The organism is Cupriavidus sp. FW306-1B-F12B (assembly GCF_058781795.1).
In genome coordinates this window covers 213,898-224,509 of sequence record NZ_JBYSXC010000001.1, presented here as the reverse complement: position 1 = coordinate 224,509, position 10,612 = coordinate 213,898, and the positions used below count along the sequence as shown (strand labels likewise).

Sequence of the window (10,612 nt, the reverse complement as noted above, 5' to 3'; positions counted from 1 at the left end):
GCGGAGACCGGAAATGGCGACCAACAACGACAGGATCCTGCGCACGAAATTCGCCGAGCGGCTGTGTCACTGGGCAATCGTGCTCTGCTTCTTCCTTGCAGCGGTTTCGGGAATCTCGTGGTTCTTCCCGACGGTGAGCTGGCTGAGCGGCTTCCTTGGCACGCCGCAGATGGCGCGGCTGCTCCACCCGTTCCTGGGCATCGCGGTGTTCGCGGGGCTTTGCTACATGTTCTGGCGCTTCGTCGGCCACAACATGCCCGCGCGCACCGACGCGATCTGGTTCCGCCGCGCCAGGGAAGTGCTGCTGAACCAGCATGGCGGCGAACCGCTGCAGATCGGCAAGTACAACGCCGGCCAGAAGGTGCTGTTCTGGCTCATCATGGCTTCGATCCTGGCCCTGCTGGTCTCCGGCCTGATCATGTGGCGCGCCTATTTTGCCGAGTATTTCCCGATTCCCGTGCTCCGCCTGGCGATCCTGGCCCATTCCGTCGCGGGGATCGGCCTGATCCTGCTGATCGTGGGCCACATCTATCTGGCGATCTGGGTCCGCGGCTCGATCACCGGCATGGTGACGGGCTACGTCTCGCGCGCCTGGGCCAGGCAACACCATGACCGCTGGTATGGCGAGTTGCAGGCAAAGAAGTCGAAAGCGGCGCAAGCGAAGGGGAACGAGGCATGAACCAGCATCAGACCACGCCGGGAACACTGCCATCGGACGAGGCCTCCCGGCATTTCACGCCGCTGATCCAGCCAGAACTTGCCGGTCTTTACAGCCGCCGCGCCAGGCGCCTGCGCGCGCTGGCCGAAGGGCACGACCTTGCCGATTACCTGCGCCTGGCCGCCCGCGTGGCCGAGGTGCAGGCGTCGCTTGTGCCCGAGACCGGTGGTTCCGGCCCGGCAGACGCCGGGGCCATCCCGCAGGAGGGGCATTGGGGCGCCCTGCTTGATCGGTTGATCGAGCGGCTCGCGCACGATGTTCCCGCCCCGGTCGCCCCGCATCTTGCGGCGCTGCGCGCCCTCCCCGCGGATGCGCGCCTTGGCGCCGCCCAGGCGCTGACCGAGGGCCGCTTTGATGCGGTGCCGGCGGCAATCGCGCCCTTCCTCTGGGCTGCGCTCTCGCTGCAATGTGCCAGCGCCGCGCGGGCGGCGCCCGTGCCCGACAGCGGCCCGGCCGAGCACGCCTCCTGCCCGGTCTGCGGCACTGCCCCCGTGGCAAGCCTGATCCTGATCGGCGACCGCCAGGGCATGCGCTATCTGCATTGCGCGCTCTGCGAGAGCCAGTGGCACATGGTGCGGGCGAAATGCACCAACTGCGGCGAAGCCTCGGAGCTTGACTACCTCAGCTTCGACACCGCCGAAGCCACAGTACGCGCCGAAAGCTGCGGCGTGTGCCACGGCTACCTGAAGGTCATCTCACTGGAACGCGACCCGCAGGCCGAGGCCGTGGCCGATGACCTTGCCACCCTGGCCCTGGACGATGCCGTGACGGCGGAGGGCTATCAACGGACCGGGTTCAATCCCTTTGCTCTGCCGGGATGAGGCGTTGCCCGACCTGTCCTGCTGGCGACCAGATTCTTCGCCTACCCGAACGCCCGCACGCCAGTCATCCATTCGTGAAGCACGAATCCGAACAGCACCCAGCCTGCCAGCCCCGCGACCGCCACCATCGCATCGCGCGCAGGTGTCCCGGCCGGGCAGCTGGTTCCTGCTTCCCGGTCCCGCCGGCGCGCTGACACGAAGTCCGCCACCGCCCACGCCAGGAATGCGCCAAACAGCACCACTGCCGCGAGTGTGCCGTTGGCAAGCAGGTGCCCCAGGGCCCAGGCCTGCACGCCTGCCAGCATCGGATGACCAAGCGCAGCCTTGATGCGGTTGCGAGGCACATAGGCCGCCGCAATCAGCACAAAGGCCGGGATCGCGAGCAATGCGGCAACGTACCGCCCCCACACCGGCGGCGTCCAGACCACCACAGGATCCGCGCTGGCCAGCCCGTAGCCCCAGACAACCAGCGCCAGGCCGGCAATCGAAACCAGGGTGTACAAGCCCTTCCAGCGACGGGGGCCGAGCCTGGCAATCTGCGCGGTGCGCCATGGGTCGGCAACCATGCGTACCGAGTGCGAACCCAGAAAAATGAGCAATCCCAGAACCAGTACCGTCATGCTGATACCCCTTTCTCTAGCGCCCGTCCCACGCCTAAGCTAGTCACATTGCGTTGCAGCGGTCCAGCCTTGACCAGGAGGGTTTCCCATGCTTCAGAACAGTGACGTCGCGGCCAGGATTCCTGCGCAAGACCTCGCACGAGCGAGATCCTTCTATTCGAGCAAGCTCGGTCTTGAACCAGTGGAGGAACGGCCCGGCGGCCTGCGCTACAAGTGCGGCAACAGCTACTTCGTACTTTTCGAGTCGGCTGGCTCGGCCTCTGGCACTCACACACAAATGGCCTGGGAGGTCGATGACCTCCAGGCAACCGTTAGCGAGCTGCGGCAGCAGGGAGTCGTGTTCGAAGAATACGATCTTCCCGGCCTCAAGACCATCAATGGGATCGCCGAGGTCCAGGGGAACTACCCGTCCAAGGGTGGCATAGGCGAGAAAGGTGCCTGGTTCAGAGACAGCGAGGGCAACCTCCTTGCCGTCGGGCAACCGATCAGGTGAGTCGATCGACCTGATGGAACTGTTCCTTCGGACACCGCAGTTCGCGTCGCCCTGAACCCGGAGAAGCAAGATGCCATACGTCACGTCCGACGGTGTTTCGATCCACTACGAGGTCAAGGGCCAGGGTTCGCCCGTGCTACTCCTGGCGGGGCTTGCGGGAGTCGGCGCATCCTGGGGACCACAGATCGACCTGTTCGCCGGGCATCACCAGGTGATCGTGCCGGATCACCGCGGCACCGGCCAGTCCGAGCGCACCGCGCGCGACATGACGATTGCGCAACACGCGCGGGACATGGCGCGGGTCATCGAGGCAGTCGGGTGCGGGCCGGTCCATGTGGTCGGGTCATCGACCGGAGGCGCCATCGCGCAGCTGCTGGCAATCAAACACCGCGAGCGATTGCGCAGCGCGACCATTGTCTCTTCGATTGCCCGCGCGGACGCGTTCTACCGCCGCCAGTTCGACATGCGGCGACGCATGCTGACCGATTCCGGCCTGCGCGCGTCCACCGAGGCGAACGCACTATTCCTGTTCGACCCGAAATTCAGTCGCGAGCACCCGGAGCAGGTACAGGCGTGGGTGAATGCGGCATCGGCCGGCACATTCGACCCGGAGATCGGATTTGCCCGGATCGACATGATCGTAGGACACGACGCCTTCGATGATCTTCCATCGATCACGACGCCGACGCTGGTACTGGTGGGCGAGCGCGACTTCTGCGCCCCGCCGCACTTCTCTGCGGAGATTGCAGCGCGGATTCCGGGAGCGGAGTTTGCCACCCTGGACGGTGGTCATTTCATCTTCCTCGAGAAGCCGGTACTACTGCACGACACTGTCGAAGCCTTCATTGCCAGGCACGAACGATGATCGGTTCGAGGGCGCGGCGCCAACATGCCATGTCATGGCTCGCCGCCGCCCGCCTCTGCCTGCGCCGGGGCCGCCCCGTCCTCGCGCAGCCAGACAATGAACTCCGCCCCCTGTCCCACCGCGCTCTCCACGGTAATGCGGCCGCCGTAGCGCTCCACCAGCGCATAGCTGATGGATAGCCCCAGGCCCGTCCCCATCTGCTTCTTGGTCGTGAAGAACGGATTGAACAGGTTGGGCAGGTCTTCTTCCCGGATGCCGTGGCCGGTGTCGCGCACATGCAGCGTCACGCCCTGCCCGTCCCAGTCGCGCGTGCCCAGCGTGAGCGTGCCGCCCTCGGGCATGGCGTGGATGGCATTGGTCAGCAGGTTGACCACCACCTGCTGCAACTCGCTGCGGCTGATGCGCACCTGGCGCGTGGCCAGGCAATCCAGCTCGACCCGGATCGACGCGCCCTTCAGCATGTGCTGGACCAGGTCGACGCAGCCGGCCGCCACTTCACTCACATCCAGGCGCTCGATATTGCCGGCGTAGGCCTCTGGCCGGACAAACTGCAGCAGCCGGCTGGTCAGCAGGTGGATACGCCGCACCTGCTCGTCGATCAGCCTCAACTCGTGCCGGACTGGCTCGGCAGCCGGGCCAAGAATCTCGCGCGCCACGTCCAGGTTGCCCTGGATGACCGCGATCGGATTGTTGATCTCATGTGCCACGCCCGCTGTAAGGTGCCCTGCGACGGCGAGCTTCTCCGACGTGATCAGCTGCTGTCGGGTGGCACGCAGCTCGGCGTTTGCGTCCTCCAGCTCGCGCGTGCGCTCTGCCACCTTGCGATCGAGCGAGTCCGCCCAGTCCCTGAGCTGGTCATTGCGCTGCCGCAGGGCCGACAGCAGCTGGTCGAACTGGCTGGCGAGCTGGCCCAGCTCGTCATCGCTGCGCACCGGGCCCACGCGCGCATCGGTGTCGCCCGCCTTCAGCGCCTGCATGGTGCCGACCATCCGCGCCATCGGCGCGAACACGCGCCTGGCCCAGAACAAGGCCAATAACGACCCCGCCACGCCCAGCAGCAGGAACAGGCCCACCAGCACCCCAAAAGCCAGGTTCTTCACCTGGCCGATGGGCCTGGCAAGATAGCCAACATAGAGCATGCCGATCCGCTCGCCGCGGCTGTCCACGATCGGCTCATAGGCGCTCATGTACCAGTCGCTGACCACGAACGCCAGGTCCAGCCATTTCTCGCCGCGCAGCAGCACCTTGTCGCGCACCTCGCGGGAGACCCGCGTTCCCAGGGCGCGCTCGCCATGGAACAGCCGCACGTTGGTGGCAATGCGCGTGTCGTCCAGGAACAGGGTCGCCGTGCCCTCGCTGCCACGAGGCAGCGATTCCGGCTGGTAGACCAGCGCGTTGATCGTGTCGATGAAGCCGAGGTTGTGGTTCAGCAGCGTGCCGCCATGCAGGATCGCCACCAGCGTTCCCGCCTGGTCAAATACCGGTGCGGCCGCGTGCATCACCATGCCGCGGCTTTCCTGGGTCCTGTCGGTCGGCGCTGCGTTGGCGGTGGGGCGTAGCGCCACCTGTGCGCGTCGGGCAAGCTCGCCGGAAACCGCGGCCAGTTGCGTGGCAGACCATGCGTCGGTGGCGGCGTCCGTGCGGCCGGCGGCGGCGCTGGCCACCACGCGCCAGGCTGCGTAATCCGCCCCTGCCGCGACAGCAGGCGCAGCGGCAAGCAGCCGCCCTTGCGGATCGAGCAACTGCAGGAAATCGAGCCCATGCGTGCGCCGCGCGTCAGCCAGGATCCCGGGCATGGCGCCGCCGCGGCGAAGTCCGTCCACCAGCGCATACGACCTCGCCTCCTGCAGGACACGGTCGCCCACGCCGCCGACCATATGCTCGAAGTACTCGTGGGCGACCAGCAGGTCGCTGTTGACCTTATAGGCAAGCAAGGCCTGGAACGCGCGATTGCCCCACAACCCCATGATCAGCAGCAGCGCCAGCAGCGCCACCAGCAGGGGCGCGACCACGATGGATACAAGCTTGGCCCGCAGCGAGGCGCGATAGCGGCGCAGCAGCGCAGCCGGGCTCAAGGACGCAGGCCCCACTGCAGGCACTTGCGGTCCAGCGTGCGGCGCGAGATGCCAAGCCGGCGCGCCGCTTCCACCCGGTTGCCGCCCTCGGCCGCCAGCACCTGCAGGATGTGCCGCCGCTCCACCGACTCCAGCAGGGTGCCGTCGTCGGCCGGCATGGCTGCATCCTCGCGCTCTTCTTCCGGAAGGTTGGCTTGAGCCGGATCGGCCTGGTGCGCCAGCAGCTCGACCGGGTATTCGCCAAGGATCAGCGCCCGCTCCACCAGGTTGCGCAGTTCGCGCGCATTGCCTGGCCAGTCGTAGCCCTTGAGCACCCGGATCAATGAGGGCGAAAGCGGCACCGCCGGCAGCCCGAGCTGGGCCGACAGCTGCTCCGAGAAATGCTCGGCCAGCGGCACGATGTCTTCCGGCCGCGTGCGCAACGGCGGGATGCCGACGGACACGACGTCGAGCCGGTAGAACAGGTCCTGGCGGAAGCGCCCGGCGGCGACCTCGTTGGCCAGGTTGCGGTTGCAGGCCGCGACGATGCGCACGTCCACGGCAATCTCGCGCTCGGTGCCGAGCGGCCGGATGCGCCGATCCTCGATCACCCGCAACAGCTTGGCCTGCATCGGCAGCGGCAGCTCCGAGATCTCGTCCAGGAACAGCGTGCCGCCGTCGGCATAGAGGAACAGGCCATGGCGCCCGCCGGCCGCGCCGGTGAAGGCACCCTTGGCATGGCCGAACAATTCGCTTTCGATGATCTCGGGCGCCATCGCGCCGCAGTTCAGCGGCACGAACTGGCCCTGCCGTCCGCTCAGGCGGTGAAGCTCGCGCGCCACCACTTCCTTGCCGGTGCCGGACTCGCCCGTCACCAGTACCGTCGATGGCATCGGTGCCACCCGCGCCACCAGCGCCACGACCTTCTTCATGGCCTCGGACTCGCCGATGAAGTGCTTGTGGATGGTGTACTTGTCCAGCTCGCGGCGCAGCAGGTAGTTCTCGCGCGCGAGCCGGGTCCGGTCGAAGCAGCGCCGGATCGCATTGAGCATCTGGTCGACGCGGAACGGCTTGACGATGAAGTCCGCCGCGCCCGAGCGCAGCGCGGCAATCGCCGTGTCCATGTCGGCGAAGGCCGTCATCAGGATCACGTCGGCGGGGTTGCCGGCCGCGCGCAGTGCCTTGAGCCACTCCATCCCGCTGGCACCGGGCAGCGCCACATCGAGCAGGATCAGGTCGAAATGCCGTTGCTCCAGCAGCGCGGCACCCGCTTCGGCGCTGTCGGCCGTCACCACGCTGCCCACCTTGCCTTCGAGCGCGCGCGACAGGAACGAACGCATGCCGGCCTCGTCGTCCACCACCAGGATCGTGCGACGCTGCCAGTTGTCGGCATCGGGCGGGTTGCTTTGTCTTTCGCTCATCACTTTAGTTGTTGCGGGCCAAGGGAAGAGTCTAGCGACAGTCGGCCACCCGGCTGTATTGGGAATTAAACCGAGCCGGCCGCCGCACATGGACATTTTGGCCCGGGCAAGGGGCCTCCGTCCGGACATTTTGTCCAAGGCTGCGCCCCGGCGCGCGGGGCCGCGCGACGCAATCCATTGACGACAAAGGGATTGCGCCTTGGGCATGGCTTTTGCTGAACCACGCACTCCAGCCCGTCGCATCACGCGCAAAAAGAGGCTGCCACTTCCAGGTAGGAGACACCTTCATGTCATACCCCGCGCAAGCGCAAACGCCCACGCAGAAGTCCCAGCACGCGTCGCCGTCCCGGCCAGCATCACGCCCGTCGGCCTTCTCCAAGGAGGCCATCATCGCCCGCCCCGGCTTCAACCGCTGGATGGTGCCGCCCGCGGCGCTGGCGGTGCACCTGTGCATCGGCCAGGCCTATGCCTTCTCGGTCTTCAACGAACCGCTGACCCGGATCCTCGGCGTCACGCAGTCCGCGCCGGGCGACTGGCAACTGACCACGCTGGGCTGGGTGTTCTCGCTGGCGATCTTCTTCCTCGGCATCTCTGCCGCCTTTGCCGGCAAGTGGCTGGAGAAGGTCGGGCCGCGGCGCACCATGTTCACTGCGGCGTGCTGCTTCGGCGGCGGCTTCCTGGTGTCGGCGCTGGGCATCTGGCTGCATCAGATCTGGCTGCTCTACCTGGGCTACGGCGTGCTGGGCGGAATCGGGCTGGGGCTGGGCTACGTGTCGCCCGTGTCCACGCTGATCCGCTGGTTCCCCGACCGCCGCGGCATGGCCACCGGCATGGCGATCATGGGCTTCGGCGGCGGCGCGATGATCGGCGCGCCGCTGTCGGTCGCGCTGATGAACACCTTCAAGAGCGCGACCAGCGCGGGCGTGGCTCAGACCTTCCTGGTGATGGGCGTGGTCTACTTCATCTCGATGTCGATCGGCGCGCTGGCCATCCGCATCCCGGCCCCGGGCTGGGCGCCCCCGGGCTACGTTCCCACCACCAAGGCCCGCAAGATGGTCACGCACGCCAACGTGCATATCGACCAGGCGCTGAAGACGCCGCAATTCTACCTGCTGTGGGTGATCCTGTTCCTGAACATCACCGCCGGCATCGGCGTGCTGGGCCAGGCTGCGGTGATGATCCAGGAAACCTTCAAGGGCAGCATCACTGCGGCAGCCGCCGCCGGCTTCGTCGGCCTGCTCAGCATCGGCAACATGACGGGGCGCTTCCTGTGGAGCTCCGCCAGCGACTACTTCGGCCGCAAGATCACCTATGCCATCTTCTTCGCCTTCGGCGCCGCGCTGTACATGGCGGTGCCGGCCGTCGGCTCGTCCGGCAACGTGGCCCTGTTCGTGGCCTGCTACTTCCTGATCCTGACCATGTATGGCGGCGGCTTCAGCACCATTCCCGCCTACCTGGCCGACATGTTCGGCACGGCCTACGTCGGCGGCATCCATGGCCGCCTGCTGACCGCCTGGGCCGCTGCCGGCATTGCCGGCCCGGCGCTGGTCAACTACATCCGCGAGCACAAGCTGGCCATGGGTGTGCCCAGGTCAGAGGTCTATGTCGACACCCTGCACATCATGGCCGGCCTGCTGGTGGCGGGGTTCGTCTGCAACCTGCTGATCCGGCCGGTGCATGAGCGCCACCACCTGCGCGAAGCCACCAGCGCAGCCTGAGCGCCACCCCGGCTTCCGATACCAATACACAGGAGACACCACCGTGCAAGACGACCGTACTTTCGGCAAGACGCTGCTGCTGCTCGCGTTCTGGGCATACGTGCTGATCCCGCTGGGCGCGGGGATCTGGTCGACCCTCGGCAAGGCCATGAAGCTGTTCAGCTGAGCGCTCGCGCCGGCCATCCGCTGCGTCCTGATCCATCTTCGCAGCGCACACCCGAGTGCCTCCTGACTGGTGCCGCGGGATCCTGTCGCATGACTGTGATCCCGCGCAATCGCGTCATCTGTACCGGTGGCGCGAAGTGCCTGGCAAGCGCTGCTTCCGGCCTGAAGAACTGAGCTTGAACGGTTCCGCAAGAACTGTATCCCTAGCGGGCAGGCTGTAGTCCTTACGCTTGTCCGTAGTCTCGCGCGACACGCCGTCGTGCCGGCGGCCACCCCACGGAGAGCACATCGATGTACGGACTCACAGCCCTGGAACTCGCTCGAATCCAGTTCGGATTCACGGTTTCCTTCCACATATTATTTCCCGCCATCACGATCGGGCTGGCATGTTTCCTGGCGTTCCTGGAAGCACGCTGGCTCTACACCAAGGACACGGTGTACAGGACCCTGTACCAGTTCTGGATCAAGATCTTCGCGTTGAACTTCGGCATGGGGGTCGTTTCCGGCCTGGTCATGGCCTATGAGTTCGGCACCAACTGGTCTGGCTTCTCGCAGTTTGCGGGGAGCGTCACCGGACCGCTGCTGACCTACGAGGTGCTGACCGCCTTCTTCCTGGAAGCGGGCTTCCTGGGCGTGATGCTGTTCGGCTGGAACCGGGTCGGGCCGGGGCTGCATTACTTCTCGACGGTGATGGTGGCGCTCGGCACCATGATTTCCTCCACCTGGATCCTGGCATCCAACAGCTGGATGCATACGCCGGCCGGCTACGTCATCGTTGCCGGCAAGGTGGTGCCGACCGACTGGCTCGAGGTGATCTTCAACCCGTCGTTCCCCTACCGCCTGGCGCACATGGTGATCGCCGCGCTGCTGTCGACGGCACTGTTCGTGGCGGCATCCTCGGCCTGGCAGCTGCTGCATGGCCGCGCCGTGCCCGCCGCCCGCAAGATGCTGTCGATGGCGCTGTGGATGGTGCTGATCGCTGCGCCGATCCAGGCGGTGGTGGGCGACGCCCACGGCCTCAACACGCTGGAGCACCAGCCCGCCAAGATCGCGGCGATGGAGGGGCACTGGGACACCGCGGCCAAGGATGACAAGGGCGGCTTCCCGCTGATCGTCTTCGGCATCCCCGACATGGAACGCGAGGAAACCCGCTACGCCATCGAGATTCCGCGCCTCGGCAGCCTGATCCTCACGCACAGCCTTGACGGCCAGATCCGCGGCCTGAAGGACTTCCCCAAGGAAGACCGCCCCAATGCCACGGTGCTGTTCTTCACCTTCCGCATCATGGTTGGCCTGGGCGTGGCGATGATCCTGTTCGGCCTGCTGGGCTGGGTGCTGCGCCGCAACGGCGCCCTGTACCGGTCCAAGGCTTTCCTGCGCCTCGCGGTGCTGATGGGCCCCGCCGGCCTGATCGCGCTGCTGGCCGGCTGGATGACCACCGAGATCGGCCGCCAGCCGTGGGTGGTCTATGGCCTGCTGCGTACCCATGATGCCGTTTCCGCGCATGCGGCCGGCCCGGTGGCGCTGTCGCTGGCGCTGTTCGTGGTGATCTACTTCGTCTGCTTCGGCGTGGGCATCCGCTACATGCTCAAGCTGGCCAGCGCCGGCCCCGCCCCCGACGCGCACCCGCACGAAGAGCCGTCCTACGGCCCCGGCAGCGTCGTCCCCGCCGCCATCGCCGCGGCTTCCACACCCAACCCGATGGCCCCGCACGGCCAGCGCGAATCCTGAACAGGT

At 66.7% G+C, this 10,612-nt stretch carries 10 protein-coding genes; 7 read left to right on the top strand and 3 right to left on the bottom strand.

Annotated features, from left to right (window positions below):
* Positions 1 to 13 precede the first annotated feature (13 nt).
* Entirely contained in the window at positions 14 to 679 is a 666-nt protein-coding gene (locus AC3WLE_RS00975; RefSeq protein ID WP_492355760.1) for a formate dehydrogenase subunit gamma, read from the top strand.
* The gene (fdhE, locus tag AC3WLE_RS00970) at positions 676 to 1,539 is read left to right on the top strand and encodes a formate dehydrogenase accessory protein FdhE (RefSeq protein WP_492317009.1); all 864 of its coding nucleotides are present in this window, start codon (positions 676 to 678) and stop codon (positions 1,537 to 1,539) included. The genes AC3WLE_RS00975 and fdhE overlap by 4 nt, the downstream gene beginning before the upstream one ends.
* 41 nt (positions 1,540 to 1,580) lie before the next feature.
* Here the strand turns inward: fdhE and AC3WLE_RS00965 are convergent, their stop codons facing one another.
* Entirely contained in the window at positions 1,581 to 2,159 is a 579-nt protein-coding gene (locus tag AC3WLE_RS00965) for an NnrU family protein (RefSeq protein WP_492317008.1), read from the bottom strand.
* Positions 2,160 to 2,247: 88 nt separating this feature from the next.
* On the opposite strand from AC3WLE_RS00965, the gene AC3WLE_RS00960 reads away from it, so the two are divergent.
* Entirely contained in the window at positions 2,248 to 2,652 is a 405-nt protein-coding gene (locus tag AC3WLE_RS00960; RefSeq protein ID WP_492355759.1) for a VOC family protein, read from the top strand.
* A gap of 70 nt (positions 2,653 to 2,722) precedes the next feature.
* Positions 2,723 to 3,517, top strand: a complete 795-nt coding sequence (locus tag AC3WLE_RS00955) for an alpha/beta fold hydrolase (protein WP_492351288.1) — start codon at positions 2,723 to 2,725, stop codon at positions 3,515 to 3,517.
* Positions 3,518 to 3,549: 32 nt separating this feature from the next.
* Here the strand turns inward: AC3WLE_RS00955 and AC3WLE_RS00950 are convergent, their stop codons facing one another.
* Complete coding sequence (locus tag AC3WLE_RS00950) at positions 3,550 to 5,592, bottom strand: sensor histidine kinase (protein ID WP_492355758.1); 2,043 nt, start codon at positions 5,590 to 5,592, stop codon at positions 3,550 to 3,552.
* Positions 5,589 to 6,992, bottom strand: coding sequence for a sigma-54-dependent transcriptional regulator (locus AC3WLE_RS00945; protein ID WP_492355757.1), 1,404 nt, complete (start codon positions 6,990 to 6,992; stop codon positions 5,589 to 5,591). The genes AC3WLE_RS00950 and AC3WLE_RS00945 overlap by 4 nt, the downstream gene beginning before the upstream one ends.
* Positions 6,993 to 7,279: 287 nt before the next feature.
* Here AC3WLE_RS00945 and AC3WLE_RS00940 point away from each other — a divergent pair, with 287 nt between their 5' ends.
* The 3 genes from AC3WLE_RS00940 to AC3WLE_RS00930 all read left to right on the top strand — a co-directional run bounded on the left by AC3WLE_RS00940 (position 7,280) and on the right by AC3WLE_RS00930 (position 10,606).
* The gene (locus AC3WLE_RS00940) at positions 7,280 to 8,710 is read left to right on the top strand and encodes an L-lactate MFS transporter (RefSeq protein WP_492355756.1); all 1,431 of its coding nucleotides are present in this window, start codon (positions 7,280 to 7,282) and stop codon (positions 8,708 to 8,710) included.
* A gap of 43 nt (positions 8,711 to 8,753) precedes the next feature.
* Positions 8,754 to 8,876, top strand: a complete 123-nt coding sequence (locus tag AC3WLE_RS00935; protein WP_010809255.1) for an MFS transporter small subunit — start codon at positions 8,754 to 8,756, stop codon at positions 8,874 to 8,876.
* 290 nt (positions 8,877 to 9,166) lie between these two features.
* Entirely contained in the window at positions 9,167 to 10,606 is a 1,440-nt protein-coding gene (locus AC3WLE_RS00930; protein WP_492351285.1) for a cytochrome ubiquinol oxidase subunit I, read from the top strand.
* The last annotated feature ends 6 nt before the right edge of the window (positions 10,607 to 10,612 follow it).

What these genes read in the sequence shown, in the direction of transcription:
- AC3WLE_RS00945 (WP_492355757.1), bottom strand. Translation starts at nt 6,992, where the DNA reads ATGAGCGAAAGACAAAGCAACCCGCCCGATGCCGACAACTGGCAGCGT.
- AC3WLE_RS00940 (WP_492355756.1), top strand. Translation starts at nt 7,280, where the DNA reads ATGTCATACCCCGCGCAAGCGCAAACGCCCACGCAGAAGTCCCAGCAC.
- AC3WLE_RS00955 (WP_492351288.1), top strand. Translation starts at nt 2,723, where the DNA reads ATGCCATACGTCACGTCCGACGGTGTTTCGATCCACTACGAGGTCAAG.
- AC3WLE_RS00930 (WP_492351285.1), top strand. Translation starts at nt 9,167, where the DNA reads ATGTACGGACTCACAGCCCTGGAACTCGCTCGAATCCAGTTCGGATTC.
- fdhE (WP_492317009.1), top strand. Translation starts at nt 676, where the DNA reads ATGAACCAGCATCAGACCACGCCGGGAACACTGCCATCGGACGAGGCC.
- AC3WLE_RS00960 (WP_492355759.1), top strand. Translation starts at nt 2,248, where the DNA reads ATGCTTCAGAACAGTGACGTCGCGGCCAGGATTCCTGCGCAAGACCTC.
- AC3WLE_RS00975 (WP_492355760.1), top strand. Translation starts at nt 14, where the DNA reads ATGGCGACCAACAACGACAGGATCCTGCGCACGAAATTCGCCGAGCGG.
- AC3WLE_RS00965 (WP_492317008.1), bottom strand. Translation starts at nt 2,159, where the DNA reads ATGACGGTACTGGTTCTGGGATTGCTCATTTTTCTGGGTTCGCACTCG.